This is a genomic window from Halococcus sp. AFM35, from assembly GCF_051195015.1.
GTDB lineage: Archaea > Halobacteriota > Halobacteria > Halobacteriales > Halococcaceae > Halococcus.
This window is the reverse complement of record NZ_JBNTJU010000001.1, coordinates 176584-191677: the sequence shown is the minus strand read 5'-3', so window position 1 is coordinate 191677 and position 15094 is coordinate 176584. Positions and strand designations below refer to the sequence as shown.

The 15094-nt window shown below is 64.4% G+C and carries 15 protein-coding genes; 12 read left to right on the top strand and 3 right to left on the bottom strand.

Annotation, left to right across the window (positions count from 1 at the left end; translation table 11 throughout):
* Positions 1–16 precede the first annotated feature (16 nt).
* On the top strand, positions 17–337 hold the full coding sequence (locus tag ACQUQO_RS01135; RefSeq protein WP_435076095.1) for a 2Fe-2S iron-sulfur cluster-binding protein: 321 nt from the start codon (positions 17–19) through the stop codon (positions 335–337).
* Here the strand turns inward: ACQUQO_RS01135 and ACQUQO_RS01130 are convergent.
* From ACQUQO_RS01130 to ACQUQO_RS01120, 3 genes are all read right to left on the bottom strand, one after another.
* Positions 313–618 (bottom strand): hypothetical protein, encoded by a 306-nt coding sequence (locus tag ACQUQO_RS01130; protein WP_435076094.1) that lies wholly within the window; start codon positions 616–618, stop codon positions 313–315. The genes ACQUQO_RS01135 and ACQUQO_RS01130 overlap by 25 nt on opposite strands.
* Positions 618–1214, bottom strand: coding sequence for a DUF7344 domain-containing protein (locus ACQUQO_RS01125; protein ID WP_435076093.1), 597 nt, complete (start codon positions 1212–1214; stop codon positions 618–620). Before ACQUQO_RS01125 ends, ACQUQO_RS01130 begins: the two co-directional genes overlap by 1 nt.
* 184 nt (positions 1215–1398) lie before the next feature.
* A complete protein-coding gene (locus ACQUQO_RS01120; protein ID WP_435076092.1) occupies positions 1399–2184 on the bottom strand; it encodes a helix-turn-helix transcriptional regulator in 786 nt (261 codons plus the stop codon).
* Positions 2185–2498: 314 nt separating this feature from the next.
* Here ACQUQO_RS01120 and ACQUQO_RS01115 point away from each other — a divergent pair, with 314 nt between their 5' ends.
* From ACQUQO_RS01115 to ACQUQO_RS01065, 11 genes are all read left to right on the top strand, one after another.
* Positions 2499–3173 (top strand): SipW-dependent-type signal peptide-containing protein, encoded by a 675-nt coding sequence (locus tag ACQUQO_RS01115; protein WP_435076091.1) that lies wholly within the window; start codon positions 2499–2501, stop codon positions 3171–3173.
* Positions 3174–3281: 108 nt separating this feature from the next.
* Complete coding sequence (locus tag ACQUQO_RS01110; RefSeq protein ID WP_435076090.1) at positions 3282–3866, top strand: signal peptidase I; 585 nt, start codon at positions 3282–3284, stop codon at positions 3864–3866.
* The gene (locus ACQUQO_RS01105) at positions 3859–4635 is read left to right on the top strand and encodes a hypothetical protein (protein ID WP_435076089.1); all 777 of its coding nucleotides are present in this window, start codon (positions 3859–3861) and stop codon (positions 4633–4635) included. The genes ACQUQO_RS01110 and ACQUQO_RS01105 overlap by 8 nt, the downstream gene beginning before the upstream one ends.
* A complete protein-coding gene (locus ACQUQO_RS01100; protein ID WP_435076088.1) occupies positions 4628–5479 on the top strand; it encodes a hypothetical protein in 852 nt (283 codons plus the stop codon). Before ACQUQO_RS01105 ends, ACQUQO_RS01100 begins: the two co-directional genes overlap by 8 nt.
* A gap of 216 nt (positions 5480–5695) precedes the next feature.
* On the top strand, positions 5696–7390 hold the full coding sequence (locus ACQUQO_RS01095) for an AMP-binding protein (RefSeq protein WP_435076087.1): 1695 nt from the start codon (positions 5696–5698) through the stop codon (positions 7388–7390).
* 198 nt (positions 7391–7588) lie between these two features.
* Entirely contained in the window at positions 7589–7933 is a 345-nt protein-coding gene (locus ACQUQO_RS01090; protein ID WP_435076086.1) for a glutaredoxin family protein, read from the top strand.
* Positions 7934–8027: 94 nt separating this feature from the next.
* Positions 8028–8609, top strand: coding sequence for a DUF7110 family protein (locus ACQUQO_RS01085; protein WP_435076085.1), 582 nt, complete (start codon positions 8028–8030; stop codon positions 8607–8609).
* A gap of 280 nt (positions 8610–8889) precedes the next feature.
* Positions 8890–9132, top strand: a complete 243-nt coding sequence (locus ACQUQO_RS01080) for a DUF7127 family protein (protein ID WP_435076084.1) — start codon at positions 8890–8892, stop codon at positions 9130–9132.
* Positions 9132–11402, top strand: coding sequence for a CDC48 family AAA ATPase (locus tag ACQUQO_RS01075; protein ID WP_435076083.1), 2271 nt, complete (start codon positions 9132–9134; stop codon positions 11400–11402). The genes ACQUQO_RS01080 and ACQUQO_RS01075 overlap by 1 nt, the downstream gene beginning before the upstream one ends.
* Before the next feature lie 423 nt (positions 11403–11825).
* Entirely contained in the window at positions 11826–12674 is an 849-nt protein-coding gene (locus tag ACQUQO_RS01070; RefSeq protein ID WP_435076082.1) for a sulfite exporter TauE/SafE family protein, read from the top strand.
* On the top strand, positions 12675–15089 hold the full coding sequence (locus tag ACQUQO_RS01065) for a heavy metal translocating P-type ATPase (RefSeq protein ID WP_435076081.1): 2415 nt from the start codon (positions 12675–12677) through the stop codon (positions 15087–15089).
* The last annotated feature ends 5 nt before the right edge of the window (positions 15090–15094 follow it).

The window sequence follows — 15094 nt, the reverse complement described above, 5'->3', positions numbered from 1 at the left end:
CGGCTGGAGTGGCAGTATGACCGATTACACCGTGGAGTTCGTTTCGACCGGCGAGACCATCACCGTCTCGGACAAGGAGACCATCCTCTCGCGCTGTCTGGAGGAGGGTATCGCACAGGAGTACTCCTGCCGGGTCGGGATGTGCCTGGCCTGCTCGGCCGAAATCATCGAGGGCGAGGTCACACAGCCGGCCGCCCGTGGGCTCTCCGAACGCGAAGCTGAGGCGTACGCGCTGACCTGTATGGCGCGGCCGCTCTCGGACCTGAAGATCGACCGCGGGAAGTACCCGCCGAGCATCGAGGCTGACAGTAATCAGTCAGTGCCGGCGGACGACTGAACGCAGGGCGGTTCGACGGCGATGACGAACGAAACCGGGAGCGGAACGAGCGCGACCAGACGCCCGAACAGGCCGACGAAAAGGACGCCAAGGAGGAGATAGACGAGCGCGACGAGCGCGTTGTGGCGCGGGGCGTGTTCGTGGATACCGGGGATGAGCGTAACTGGGTGGCGCTTCGTGGCCGATTCAGCGTTCCGGTCGGCATCGTCGGGGCGGGTGCGGTTCATGTTATCGGAGTTCCACCGGACATCGACCGGCAGTGCCGCGCGCAAGCGGTGCATCAGCGGCGTTCCGGTGCGTCCGGTGGCGTGTCGGCCGCCCCGAGGTGCATCCGCCGGTCGTAGTAGGTGTGAACGAGCGCCGAGAGAAAGACGATACCGGCGACGAGCGCGGCCCACGTCAGTTCGGGCACCAGCTCGAAGGAAGTGAGCCAGACGCCCGTGACGCCCGCCAGCGCCATTGCCGACAGGCCGAGGTAGTACCGACTCCACGGGATGTCGTCCTCGCCGACGACGTCGAGGTAGACGTCGAGACTTTCGGCCGCGGCGGTGAGCGAGACGGTGCCGCGTGCGTCGTCGAATGCGACGATTCCCGTCGAATCCATCTTCGGCAGGTGGAACTGCTGGAGGGCGGTGTAGACGCGCTTGCGCTCGGCCGCACTGAGGTCGGCCCGCGAGACGCCGTTTTCCCACGCCGCGACCTGTTCGGCGAGGTCGCCGATGCTCGCCGCTTGCTCACCCTGTTTGAGCGAATGGAGGACATACCGGCGGCGGTGGTTGCTGAGAACGTCGAACACGTCGTCCTTCGATACCTCTTGGGAAGACTGTTCGATAGCAACCGGCCCAGTCTCCGGGCGGGCGGGGGATTGAAGGCTCATAGCGGTGAATGAACCGATTGGCATGTCAGCGTACTCGCCGCACGCCCTTCACGTGGCGAACTCGTTGCGCGCTGCGTCGGCCGTGCACCCCTCGCACGCCGTGCGCCGCCCGTTCTCCACGAGCGCGTCGCTGAGCGGTACGTAACCATGAGAGCTGACGGCGGGCCGGATGCTAGCTCCGGCTTCAGACGAGCCGTTCGGCGTCGCGTTCGTATCGTTCGTAGACGGCGGTTCCCCACTCCCGCAGCGCCGCCGAATCGCTTTCGAGCAGTGCGCGTGGCAACCCGTCGTCGTCCTCCAGGCCGACCTGGACGCTATCATCGAACAGGACGACGGAGTACGGTATCGGCTCGTCGGCGACGGACAGTTCGAACCGTCCGGTGTCGACCAGCGTCTCGTAGCAGTCCGCGTAGCTCGGGTTCGAGCGGAACGTCTCCGCGACGTCCGGCTCGACGACTGCCTCGAAGGTCGCCCCCTCTTCGACGCGTTCGGCGAGCGTCCGCATGGGGCTGAGACCGGTCACGGCCAGCAGCGCACGACCCTCCTCGATGGTCCTGAGTGACTCCTCGTGGCGATTGACGGGTGCGTAGGGGTCGCCCTCCCCGGCGAGTGTCACCTCCACATCGGCAAGCGATGCGATATCGGGGTCGAACCCCTCGTCGGGAAGCCACTGGACAATCGATTCCAGTTTCGTGGCGACTTCGACGGTCTCGACGAGGTCACCGAACGATGCGGCGACCGCCTTGCCGGTGTGAGTGGCCACGTAGCCGCCGTTCGTCCGTCGAATCAGCTCCCGGTCTTCGAGCGCGGTGATGTTGCGCCCGACCGTCGTCCGCGAGACGTCGAACCGGTCCCTGAGGTTCGCCCGCGAGAGACAGCCATCCGATGCGAGTGCGGCGAGTATCTCGGCGCGACACGCAGACCGGGCAACGAACTCGATGGTTTCGATTGCCGCGGCGGTATCACTCATGCTGGTTCGATGACCGCAGCATAGCTGAATAAAGATACTATCTAACTGACTAGAGTCGGCGCGAGTGCCGCGTGCGAGACGTCCGGCTGTCAGGCGGTGTTTGAAACCGTTCAGGCAGTCATTACCGCCGCTTCAGGTCGCGTTTGAACCGCTCAAACGACGCCTTCGATGCTTTCAGGCGGCGTGATACAATGGGGACGGGGGTCCAGCCGTCAGGTAGCGCGTTCGACCCGCGGCGGTCGTGGGACGCGCAACCGCCGGGCCGCCCGGCGGCGGTCCCCGATGACGGAGACCGACAAAGGAGACCCAAGACAATGGCAGACGACAAATCACCGCTGACCCGACGACGGGTACTCGGCGGCATGGCAACGATTGGAGCTGCGGGTGCTGTGGGCGCGGGCACGTGGTCGCGATTCACGGACGAAGAGAACAAACAGGTCACGGTGAGCGCCGGGACTCTCGACCTTCAGGTCGAGCACAACGGTCAATGGTACAACGGCGACACCGTCAAGGTGGAAGGCGGTCCGCTCAAAAACGGCGGGAAGTTCAAGGACTGCGAGACACTCAAGAACACCGGCAACGTCACGGGAAACAACCTGCGTATTAGGCTTCCAGAAGACGGTCTGGTGGACTACGAGAACGGTCTCGAAGAACCCGAAGAGGGTATCGATACTACCGGTGGCGATCCAGGTGCCGGTAGGGGCGAACTCAGCCAGTACCTGAGCATCAAGGGAAGTCTCAGTTGTACCAGCGATCCCTGTACGCCTAGTTCGGATGGGGCGAAAGTGGGGTACGTACCCCTCGAAGATGCTCTCGGACATGATATCGAGGTCCCGGTGAACATGGGCGAAAACGACACCTGTGAGCTGTGCTTCACCGTCAAGCTCAGCGAGGAGGGCGAGAACGCCAACGCTAACGATGCGATGGGTGACTCCACCCAGTTCGACATCGACCTCACCCTCGAACAGAACCCAAGCAGCGGCAGCTAGATCGGTTTTCGGGACCGATTTCGACCCGTCAAAACCGAACCCGAACCGCTCGGGTTTTTGAATGAAGCGAAAAATGATATACGAAACGAAATTCGGAGGGAAACGGTCGTGAGGGACATCCCATATAGACGTATCGCGCTCGCGGTCGGTGTCATCGTGGTACTCGCAGTCGTGATTCCTGTGGCTGCTTTCACCGTTCCGCAAGTCGTCGGTGCAGACAACAGCTACGTGGTCATGTCATCGAGTATGGAGCCGACCTTCGACGCCGGTGCGGTGGTTTTCGTGAAGACGGTTCCGCCGGAATCAATCGAGAAGGGGGACGTCATCACGTACCGCGAGGGTGAGAAGGAGGTAATCAGGGACGGAAAGGTAAATCGCATCACCCACCGGGTGATCGGGGTGAGCGAATCGAAGGGTGCGCCCGTGTTCACGACGAAGGGCGATGCGAACGACGCACCGGACCCGCAACCGGTCCCGGCGTCGGCGCTCATCGGCACGGTGCTGTTCTCGATTCCGTATCTGGGCCATCTGATCGCGTTCATGACCACCGACCTCGGCTACGCGGCGTTCATCGGCGTTCCGCTCGGCTTGCTCATCCTCAGTGAGGTATGGGATCTCGCACGCGCGTTCCGTCGTGGCCGAGCTACAGCAACCGAAGCCGATACCACAACAAAGGAGGAGACCGATGACTGAGAGACGACGGCTGTTACCGGTCGTTGCAGTGGTCGCTATCCTCCTCATCGCCGGCTTCGGTGGCGGGTTCACGCTGGCGAGGATGAGCGATACGGAGACGAAACAGGTCTCGGTTGCGGCGGGAACGTGGACGACGACACCGGAGACGCCGATGCCGCCGGAGCACGCGATCAGCTTCGCCGCGTTCTGTGTCGCGGACGGTACCGACGCTCCGGCGTCCGCGGTGACAATAACGAACGTCGTGCGCGACGATGAGGGTGAACCGTTCGGTATCACCTACGAGTCCACCGTCGAACTCAGTACGGTCGTCCTCAAGGGGAGTCAGACAGTCGAGAACTTCCCGGGTGGAACGGGCGACACGGTCTACTTCGGCAGCGGTACGTCCGGGACCGCCGACCAGACGCCATCAGAGCCCTGTCCGAACGGCGAAACGGTGGTCGTCAAGTTCGAGTACAACGAGGATAGCGGCGAGTTCGTTCCCGAAATCGAAGACGAGAGCTCGGGTTCAGACGAGGACATCGGAGCGCAATCGCTCGAAGCCACGGCTAACGAGACCGTCGGCGCAAACGAGGCGAACACGACCTCGCCGACGGCATCTATCGAAACCACGGCCGGAGCCGCGACGACCGAGACGCCGACGGCAACGCCGGCTCCGATATCGACTGACACGGAGACGGCAACACCAACTGAAGGTTCGGCGACCGAGACATCCGTTCCAATGAACGAGACAATCAGTAACGAGTCGACAGGGACTGATGGCGATGGGTGAGTCCGTGACCACGAAAGCCATCTCAGTCTCGTCCGCCGTGCTGGCTCGATTCCGACAGCCAGCCTACACCGGTGAGAACCGGTGTGTTCCGTGTACGGTCGTCAATCTCGTCATCGCCGTAGCGGCGAGCGGGCTGGTCGCGGTACTCTCCCTTCCGGTCGGCGGCCTGGTGTTCGTCGTCTCGGTCGGAACGATCTACCTACGGGGCTATCTCGTTCCGGGAACGCCACGTCTCACGAAGCGGTATTTCCCCGACTGGCTGCTCCAGCACTTCGACGAGGGGAGCGTCACGGCCGGCACCCCGGTCGAGGAAGGTCCCGAAATCGACCCCGAATCCGTGCTAGTCCGTGCGGGTGCACTCGTGGAGTGTCGAGACCGCAACGACCTCTGTCTGGACGAGGCGTTTCGGGCGGCGCTGTACGAGCACATCGTCACGGAGCGGGAAGCGGTCGAGCAACCCTCTCGTTCGCGGGTCGCTGGGATGCTCGCCATCGACACCGGTCGGTTCTCGTTCGAGGAGCGTGGCGAGGGGTTCGTCGCACGCGCCGACGGCCGACCCGTCGGACAGTGGCCTTCGCGCGCCGCGTTGTTCGCCGATTCCGCCGCCGCGACGCTACTCGCCGACCGGGATACCGAATGGGAACAGCGTTCACCCATCGAACGCAGCCAGCTGTTGGCGGGTCTCCGACTGTTTCTCGATGCCTGCCCAACGTGCGCGGGACCGCTCGCGCTCGGCGAGGAGACCGTCGAATCGTGCTGTCGTTCCATCGAGGTCGTCGCGGTCACGTGTAAAAAATGTGATTCGAAGCTCTTCGAGATCGACCATGCGGCAGCGGAGGTCTGACGGATGGGCAGGCCTCCTTATCGGGGGTAGAATGGCGACCGCCGAACCAATGCCGACGGCAACAGAGACGACCGAATCGGTCGCACCCGCAAGCGTGACCACGAGCGATGTGATTCCACTCTTGGCAGACGAGGCAACAACCGACCGATAGTGACGACTTGAACGACCGGGTATAGCCGCAGACGACTTTAGGCCGCTGGGCGAAGACGACGAACCATGCCCGAGTCAGCGCCGTGGTTCGACGAATACGAACAGTTCGGCATCCCCGAAACCCTCGAACCGTACCCCGACGAGCCGGCCCATTCGGTCCTCTATGAAAGCGCTGACGCCCACCCCGAGCAGGGGCTGGTCCAGCTCGGCGAGAAAGTCACCTATCCGGCCCTCGCTACCCAAGTCGACAGGCTGGCGAGCGCGCTCACAGAGCGCGGCGTCGGCAAGGGCGACCGGGTGGCGACCATCCTCCCGACCTCCATCCAGTTCGTGCTCGCCGATTACGCCATCTCGCGGACCGGCGGCGTCCACATTCCGAACGACTTCCTCGATGCCGACGACGATCTGCGCTATCGCCTCGAACAGGGTGCTCCCGAGGTGCTCATCGGACAGGACGACCACCGCGACCTGCTGCGCTCGCTGCGCGACGACCTCGACATCGAACACCTGATCCTCACCGACATCGAGGATTACTCCGAGGACCCGCCGAGCGAACACGACGACGTCGCCGACGCCGAGTGGCTGCCCGACGTGCTCGAACGTGCCGACGACGACCCTCCCGACATCGACTTCGACCCCGCCGAGGACGTTCACACGCTGCTCTTTACCGGTGGAACGACCGGCCAGCCGAAGGGATGCCTGCTCACCCATCGCAACGTCACCGCGAACGCGCTCCAAGGAACGGCGAACATGAGCCGGATGGCCCAACTGATGCGGGGCGGTGAGACCGCACTGATGGCGCTGCCGCTCTATCACGCCTATGGGTATTCGGTGATGCACTCGCTCATCGAGCTCGGGCTGGACGTGCTGACCGTCCCGGACGCGCGCGATACGGGGATGATGCGCGACCTCATCACCGAGTACGACCCGGTCATCATGATGGGTGTGCCAACCCAGTTCATGGAGATCGTCGACGAGGAACTCGGCCAGGATATCATCGGCATCTCGGGGTCGGCACCGCTCGCAAGCGAGACCAAAGACGCCTTCGAGGAGAAAAGTACGGGCGTCTCGCAGGGGTACGGTCTCTCTGAGATGTCGCCCATCACGCATTTCAACACGCGTGGCTTGCTCGATATGATGACCGGCGGTAGCACCGACGACGGCGGGTTCGACCAGCCCACGATTGGCGTGCCGGTGCCCGACACGGAGGTCAAACTCGTCGACGTCGATTCCGGCGAACCGATTCCGCTCGATGAGGCCATCGAAGAGGAGCGCGAGGGCGAGATGTACCTCAACGGACCGCAGCGCATGCAGGGCTATCTCGACGCTGACAAACAGCCCTTCGACGACAAGGGGTTCGTGAGCACTGGCGACATCGCCAAGATCGACGAGAGCGGCCGGTTCTACGTCGTCGACCGGGTGAAGAACATGATCAACGTCTCCGGGCTGAAGGTCTACTCCGAGGAGGTAGACGAGGAACTGTTCGGCCATCCGGGCATCAAACGCCCGGCGACGGTCGGGGTTCCCGACCCCGAGCGACCGGGCAGCGAGCGCGTGAAGGTCTACGTCGAGCCGGACCCCGACTACGACGGCGAACTCACCGAGGAGGAGGTCGTCGAGTATCTGGACGGTCGTGTCGCAAAGCACGCCGTACCCTCCGAAGTCGAGGTCGTCGAGAGCATTCCGCTCACCGACATCGGCAAGACCGACAAGAAGACACTGCGCGAGCGTGACGAACCCGAGGCCGAGGCGGCCGAATAGCGCCTCACCGCCTTCGAATTCATTGTAAACTCACCCGCCGCATCGAGATCATCACCGACGGCGATGCCGAGATACCCGACGTGGAGACGCTCGTCGAGATCGACGACGCGCCGGACACCGCACCGGCCGACGACTGACTGCCCCTCATTCAGTCTCCGGCAGCACAACGCATTTGACCGAACGTCCCCTATGAGCGGTATGACGTTCCAACCTGAAAACGGGCTGAGCCAAGAAGATGTCACCGAACGCGTCGATGCAGCCATCGACGAGAACGAGGTGGTGTTGTTCATGAAGGGCAACGAACTGATGCCCCAGTGTGGCTACTCCGACCGCGCGCTCGGACTGATTTCCCAGTATCGCGACGACTTCACAACGGTGGACGTGCTCGAATCCATCGACGAGTATCGGACGGCGCTCGAAGCCCACAGCGGCTGGACGACGACGCCACAGACCTACGTCGACGGCGAGTTCATCGGCGGCAGCGACGTGCTCGCCGAACTCGATGAACAGGGTGACCTCGAACCGGCGTTGGCCGGCGAGTGATGGCGATGAATGAAGGACAGGGAATATACGTACGGGGTGCCTATGAACCGACGAACGGGCAGCGTCGGCAGCACGCCCGACTGCCGGTGATACAATGAACGACTGTGTATTCAAACTCCACTCGACGCTCGAACTGCCCCTCGAAGACCTGCACGAGTTCCTCGACGACCCGACCCTCCCCGAGGAACTCCAGTCGGTCGACCTCACCCGTCGGAACAACACGCTCATCGTCAGCGCCATCGCCGACGACGACTCCCTTAGTAAATATACGCCGACGGCACAGTTGAAGGCCAGCGTGACCGAAAACCGGGTCTACGAGGAACCACCCGAAGAGCAGAAACCACCCGCCGGCGGCCCGCGCTGGGGCGGTCCCGGCGAGGAGGACGAGATGCCACCCTCCGAACTCGTCGAGTACGCCTGTTTCAAGGGCGACCGCGAGACCGTCCTCCAGAACACCGCCGTCCAGTACGCGATGTTCGAGGTTCTCCGAGACATCGCCCGCATCGCCGAGAAGGGTACTCTGACGGCGATCACCGCCCGCGAGGGCGAGCTCAGCGCCACCCGTATCGTCGACGGCGAGGACCGCCCCGCCTCCCTCGAAGTCGTCGAGGACCCCTCGGAGGGCCCGGCCGCGAGCAAGGGCGTCGACTGGCGCAACAACGAGTTCATCTCGTAGCTCTCCGCCGAACCACCGATAGCCGACGGTTCGATACTTCCGATCCTTCCGTCACCTCGCGTGTGGCATTTGCTGGCAACGAACCTTTCGCCCTTGCACACGGACCCTCCGACATGGCCCTCGGAAATCCTGATTGATTACACGAACACCGGCAGCGTTTTTCATACCGAGACCTAATTCGCCCCTGAACCGCAACCCCACCGTTCGGCCCGCTGGCCCCACACGGGGGACCCAATTTTGAGGAAGGTTTATATAGTAGTAGTCCTAACCCAGAGTTAGGATGACACCAGAACTCCAGCAGTTCGACGAGCGAGACGCCGACGCGCTGAGCCGCTACGAGTACGCGGATAGCGTGGTCTATGCGGCCGACATCGGCCTCGACGCGGGCGAGGCGGCGGTCGACGTCGTTGATGGAACTGTGATGGTCGTGCGCGGCGACGAGCAGGCCGACTTCGAGATTCCCGAATCCGGAACGGCCGAAGCGACTATCAAGAACGGCGTTCTCACCGTCGAGGTAGCGTAATGGAACTCACCGTCAAACCGCTCAAACAGAAGGACGCCGGGCGCGGACTGGCGGCGGTCGACCGCGCGGCGATGGACGAACTCGACCTCGAAAACGGCGATTACATCCTCATCGAGGCCGGCGAGGGCCGCGCCATCGCGCGCGTCTGGCCGGGTTATCCCGACGACCAGGGACAGGGCGTGATCCGCATCGACGGCCAACTGCGTAGCGAAGCCCAAGTGGGCATCGATGACCGCGTGAGCGTCGAGAAAGCGGATGTGAAGCCAGCTCAATCAGTTACTGTGGCGTTGCCACAGAACCTCCGCATTCGGGGCAACATCGGTCCGTACGTTCAGGACAAGCTCTCGGGACAGGCCATCACGCAGGGCCAGACCATCCCGTTCTCGCTCGGGTTCGGGCCATTTTCGGGCGGGTCGGGTCAACGCATTCCCCTCCGAGTCGCCGAGACCGACCCCGACGGCACGGTCATCGTCGCCGAGAACACCGACATCGAGATCAGCGAGAAGCCAGCCGAGGAAATCGTTGCCGACGCCGGCGGTGGCGGCGACGGCGCAACCACCCCGTCGGTGACCTACGAGGACATCGGCGGACTCGACCGCGAACTCGAACAGGTCCGGGAGATGATAGAGCTGCCGATGCGCCACCCCGAACTGTTCCAGCAGTTGGGCATCGACCCGCCCAAGGGGGTCCTCTTGCATGGGCCGCCCGGCACCGGTAAGACCCTCATCGCCAAAGCCGTGGCGAACGAGATCGACGCCCACTTCGAGACGATTTCCGGGCCGGAAATCATGTCGAAGTACTACGGCGAGAGCGAGGAACAGCTCCGGGAGATGTTCGACGAGGCCGAGGAGAACGAGCCGGCCATCGTCTTCATCGACGAAATCGACTCGATTGCACCGAAACGCGACGAGACGTCCGGCGACGTCGAGCGCCGCGTCGTGGCCCAGCTCCTCAGCCTGATGGATGGTCTCGAAGAGCGCGGGCAGGTCACCGTGATTGCGGCCACCAACCGCGTGGACGCCATCGACCCCGCGCTCCGGCGCGGCGGCCGGTTCGACCGCGAGATCGAGATCGGCGTGCCCGACAAGGAGGGTCGCAAGGAGATCCTGCAGGTCCACACGCGCGGAATGCCGCTCGCGGAGGACATCGACCTCGACACCTATGCCGAGAACACGCATGGATTCGTCGGGTCGGACCTCGAATCCCTTGCCAAGGAGTCGGCGATGAACGCCCTCCGCAGGATTCGCCCGGAACTCGACCTCGACGAGGAGGAGATCGACGCCGAGGTGCTCGAATCGATGCAGGTCACCCGCGACGACGTGAAGAGCGCGCTCAAGGGTATCGAGCCGAGCGCGCTCCGGGAGGTCTTCGTCGAGGTGCCCGACGTGACGTGGGACAGCGTCGGCGGACTCGACGACACCAAGGAACGCCTCCGCGAGACCGTCCAGTGGCCGCTCGACTACCCCGACGTGTTCGAGGCGATGGACATGAACGCCGCCAAGGGCGTGATGATGTACGGCCCGCCCGGCACCGGCAAGACGCTGCTCGCCAAAGCCATCGCCAACGAGGCCGAGTCGAACTTCATCTCCATCAAGGGTCCCGAACTGCTCAACAAGTTCGTCGGCGAGTCGGAGAAGGGCGTCAGGGAAGTGTTCTCCAAGGCACGCGAGAACGCTCCCACGGTCATCTTCTTCGACGAAATCGACGCCATCGCGGGCGAGCGCGGCCGCAACATGGGCGACTCGGGCGTGGGCGAGCGCGTCGTCTCCCAGCTGCTGACCGAACTCGATGGTCTCGAAGAGCTGGAGGACGTCGTGGTCATCGCCACCTCCAACAGACCCGATCTCATCGACAGCGCGCTGCTCCGCCCGGGCCGGCTCGACAGGCATGTGCACGTCCCGGTGCCCGACGAGGACGCTCGGAAAGCCATCTTCGCAGTCCACACGCGCGACAAACCGCTCGCCGACGGCGTGGACCTCGCGGACCTCGCCCGGCGGACGGAGGGCTACGTCGGCGCGGACATCGAGGCGGTCACGCGCGAGGCCGCGATGGCCGCGACGCGGGAGTTCATCTCGATGACCGACCCCGAGGACATGGACGGCAGCGTCGGCAACGTCCGCATCGACGACGACCACTTCGAGCAGGCACTCGGGGAAGTCACCCCGAGCGTCACCGCCGAGACCAGAGAACGCTACGACGAAATCGAAGAGCGCTTCGACAGCGGCGAACCCGCCACCGAGGAACGCGAGGTCGGCCGCACCTTCCAATAGTACCTTTTTACTGCGGGGGGATGCGCTCCCTCGTGCCGCTCGGTCGCGCACCCCCGCTTGCAAAAAGCTACGCTAAAAACTTCCGCTCGCAAAACCGCGCGAGCGGTGTTCTCGTGAACGACCGCAGAGAGTGAGCGAGAGCCAGAGAGACGCGAAGCGTCTCTCGTGAACCGCACTCGCTACGCTCGTGCGGACACTTTGTTCTCCGCAAACCGTACCGCACAGCACCGCCGAAGCCCTCGGCGCGCTCCCTTCGGTCGCGGTGTTCGCTACGCTCACACCACGCGCCTCGCCCTTCATCCACCAGGATCGCACCGCCGGCCGCCACCGCCGGGCGGTCGGAGCCGCCGAAATCCACGTCCGTGTTCGTCGTTCGAGCATCGAACCAGAACCCATTACCTCGGCCGCATCCTATCGGTTCCAATGGTTGCCAGCCCGCTCGCAGACCTTGGGATGGGTGTTTCCGGTCAGCTATCGGGACTCGCCACGGGCGGCTACGGGCTGGCGGTGTTCTTTCTGATTGGCTTGTTCGGCGGCGCACACTGTATCGGGATGTGCGGACCACTCGTTGCGACCTACGCCGAGCGCATGGAGTCGGACGACCGCTGGTCGGGCGCGCTCACCCTCTACGAAGTGCGCCAGCACGCCCTCTTCAACCTCGGGCGCACGGTCAGTTACGCACTCATCGGCGGAATTTTCGGTCTCGCCGGCGCGGCGTTGTACGGCACTGTCGAACTCGCGGGCGTGCTCGGTCCGATGCAGGGCGCGGTCGGCGTCCTCATGGGCGGAGCCATTGTCGTGATGGGCGCGACGCGGCTCGCGGGCTATCGACAGGGCGCGGTCGAGGGCATCGTCGCCGGCACCGGTCTCGGGTCACTGTTCGCGCGCAGTTATACGGCCATCTCAACGCGCATCGACCGCTGGGTCAACGGCGTCGGTATCATGGGTTTGGGCGCGCTCCACGGCCTGCTCCCGTGCATGCTGCTCTATCCCGCCTTCCTCTACGCCTTCGCACAGGGGTCGCCCCTGCATGGATTCCTCGCACTCGGCGCGCTCGGTCTCGGTACGATTCCCAGTGTGTTCCTCTACGGGACGGTCATCCAGTCGGTGAGCGCGCGCCAGCGACAGGTCGTCCACTACGGGCTTGGCGTACTGTTCATCGGTCTCGGTTACGTACTGCTGGCGATGGGTTTCATGCGCTTTGGCATCGCACTCCCGCTGCCGGACATTCCCTACTACCAGCCCCTCACCGGACCGGGTGGGAGCGCCTGAATGGCAGCGTGCACGCTCTGTGAACTCCCCGTCGAGGAGCCAGTCACCGACCCGGATGTCGACGGCGACTTTTGCTGTCGTGGCTGTCTCGAAGTCGCCCGCCTCGTCGGAGATAACGAGGAGACCGAGCTCTCGATTACGGCCATCCGTGAGCGCGCCACCGACGAGGACCCCGAACTCTCGGTTCTCGACGGCGCGGAGACGGCGTATCTCTCGGTGGACGGGATGCACTGCCAGACCTGCGAGGGGTTCATCGAACTGCTCGCCGAGGAGGTCGGGGGTGTTCACGAGGCGCGCGCGAGCTACGCGACCGAGATGCTGCGGGTCGTCTACGACCCCGACGAGACCGACCGCGACGCGCTCGCCGAAGCCGTCAGCCGGCTCGGCTATCGTGCGAGCGGTCCCGACGAGGAGGACGACTCGCTGCGTTCGCGCGTCGAGTTCGGGAAATACCGTGCGATTCTCGCCGCAGTGGTGATGATGCCGGTGTTGATTCCCTACGTGCTGTTCATCTATCCCGTCTATCTCGGCATCTATCCCGAGAGCTTCCTCTACGGGACGACCATCGAGGCGATGGTGTTCGGCCCGCTCGCGGTCTGGAGCACGCTGATTCTCATCGGGCTTGGCTACCCCATCTTCCGGGGGGCCTACGTGAGCCTGCGCGTCGGCCGACCGAACATGGACGTGCTCATCGCCATCGCCGTGCTCGCAGCCTATGGCTACTCGATGGCGACGTTTCTGACTGGCGGGCGCGACCCCTACTTCGACGTCGCGGTGATGGTCCTCGGCATCGTCACCATCGGCAATCACGTCGAGTCACGGGTCAAGCGCGCCGCACTCGGCAACCGGGCCGCCCTCACCGACTCGCGGACGAGCGAGGCGCGCCGGATGGTCGGCGACAGTACCGAGACAATCGATATCGACGCCTGCGAACCGGGCGACCGGCTGCTCGTCAAGCCCGGCGAGCGGATTCCTGTGGATGGGGCCATCGCCGAAGGGACCGCCGCCATCGACGAGGCGCTCGTCACCGGCGAATCCGTCCCCCAGCGCAAGGCCGCCGGCGACGAGGTACTGGGTGGGTCGGTGCTCACCGACAGCGCACTCGTCGTCGAGGTGGGGCCCGATGCGACCAGCACCATCGACCGGCTCGTCGAACTGCTCTGGAGCGTCAAGAGTTCGGACTCCGGTGTTCAGCGCCTCGTCAATCGCTTCGCGGTCGTGTTCGTCCCGCTCGTGGTCTCGCTCGCCGTGCTCACAACGGTGGGCTGGCTCGCGCTCGGCAACGCGCCGAGTGAGGCCCTGCTGGCCGGCGTTTCAGTGCTCGTCATCTCCTGTCCGTGCTCGCTCGGCATCGCCACGCCGCTCGCGCTCGCGGCGGCCACCCGCGACGCCGCCGACAACCGGATGCTCGTGCTCAACGAGACCGTGCTCGAACGAATCGACGACTCGGACATCGTCGTCTTCGATAAAACCGGGACGCTCACCACAGGAAAAATGGAATTCGCCGACGTCGTCGGCGAAAACGAGGACGAAGTGCTTGCGATGGCCGCCGCCGTCGAGCGCCGGTCGAGCCATCCCATCGCCGCCGCCATCGACGCGGCCGCACCGCCGACCACCCGCTCGGTTGCGGAGTTCGAACGCGCCGACCGCACCGTCTCGGCGCTCGTCGAGGACACCCGCGTGGTCGTCGGCCATCCCGACTCGTTCGGTGAGGAGTGGATGACCCCCGAGGGAATCGAGCAAGCAGTCACGGAAGCCTACGAATCCGGAACGCACCCGACGGCGGTCGCGTGGGACGGCGAAGTGCAGGGACTGGTGACGGTCCGCGATACGCCCCGCGAGGGCTGGGCAGATGTCGTCTCGGAACTCGCAACGGTCGAGCGCGAAATCGTCGTGTTGACCGGCGACGACGAGCGGATGACGGGCACGTTCGCGGACCATCCCGACGTCGACCAGGTCTTTTCGGGCGTGCGCCCCGAGTCGAAGGGCGCAATCGTCCGCGGCCTGTGCGAGCGCGGAACGACGACGATGGTCGGCGACGGGACGAACGACGCGCCGGCGCTTGCGAGCGCGGATTTGGGGGTTGCTGTCGCAAGCGGCACCGAAATCGCCATCGAGGCCGCTGACGCCGTCGTGATGGACGACCGCCTCGACGCCGTACCCGAACTGTTCGCGTTGGCGGGCGCGACGCGCGGGCGCATCAAACAGAATCTCGTCTGGGCGGGTGCGTACAACGCCGTTGCGATTCCGCTCGCCGTCACAGGGATTATCACGCCGCTGCTGGCTGCGCTCATGATGGCCGTCAGCAGCCTCATCGTGGTCTACAACTCCAAACGTCGGTTGATAGACGATGCCGAACGGTCGATGCCATCCGACGGCCGTCCGCAGGTACCGGCCCAGCCACAGTCGAACTGAATCTC

Excerpts from the sequence above, each read along its gene's own strand:
- ACQUQO_RS01135 (WP_435076095.1), top strand. The coding sequence starts at position 17 with ATGACCGATTACACCGTGGAGTTCGTTTCGACCGGCGAGACCATCACC.
- ACQUQO_RS01130 (WP_435076094.1), bottom strand. The coding sequence starts at position 618 with ATGCACCGCTTGCGCGCGGCACTGCCGGTCGATGTCCGGTGGAACTCC.
- ACQUQO_RS01125 (WP_435076093.1), bottom strand. The coding sequence starts at position 1,214 with ATGAGCCTTCAATCCCCCGCCCGCCCGGAGACTGGGCCGGTTGCTATC.
- ACQUQO_RS01120 (WP_435076092.1), bottom strand. The coding sequence starts at position 2,184 with ATGAGTGATACCGCCGCGGCAATCGAAACCATCGAGTTCGTTGCCCGG.
- ACQUQO_RS01115 (WP_435076091.1), top strand. The coding sequence starts at position 2,499 with ATGGCAGACGACAAATCACCGCTGACCCGACGACGGGTACTCGGCGGC.
- ACQUQO_RS01105 (WP_435076089.1), top strand. The coding sequence starts at position 3,859 with ATGACTGAGAGACGACGGCTGTTACCGGTCGTTGCAGTGGTCGCTATC.
- ACQUQO_RS01100 (WP_435076088.1), top strand. The coding sequence starts at position 4,628 with ATGGGTGAGTCCGTGACCACGAAAGCCATCTCAGTCTCGTCCGCCGTG.
- ACQUQO_RS01095 (WP_435076087.1), top strand. The coding sequence starts at position 5,696 with ATGCCCGAGTCAGCGCCGTGGTTCGACGAATACGAACAGTTCGGCATC.
- ACQUQO_RS01090 (WP_435076086.1), top strand. The coding sequence starts at position 7,589 with ATGACGTTCCAACCTGAAAACGGGCTGAGCCAAGAAGATGTCACCGAA.
- ACQUQO_RS01085 (WP_435076085.1), top strand. The coding sequence starts at position 8,028 with ATGAACGACTGTGTATTCAAACTCCACTCGACGCTCGAACTGCCCCTC.
- ACQUQO_RS01080 (WP_435076084.1), top strand. The coding sequence starts at position 8,890 with ATGACACCAGAACTCCAGCAGTTCGACGAGCGAGACGCCGACGCGCTG.
- ACQUQO_RS01075 (WP_435076083.1), top strand. The coding sequence starts at position 9,132 with ATGGAACTCACCGTCAAACCGCTCAAACAGAAGGACGCCGGGCGCGGA.
- ACQUQO_RS01070 (WP_435076082.1), top strand. The coding sequence starts at position 11,826 with ATGGTTGCCAGCCCGCTCGCAGACCTTGGGATGGGTGTTTCCGGTCAG.
- ACQUQO_RS01065 (WP_435076081.1), top strand. The coding sequence starts at position 12,675 with ATGGCAGCGTGCACGCTCTGTGAACTCCCCGTCGAGGAGCCAGTCACC.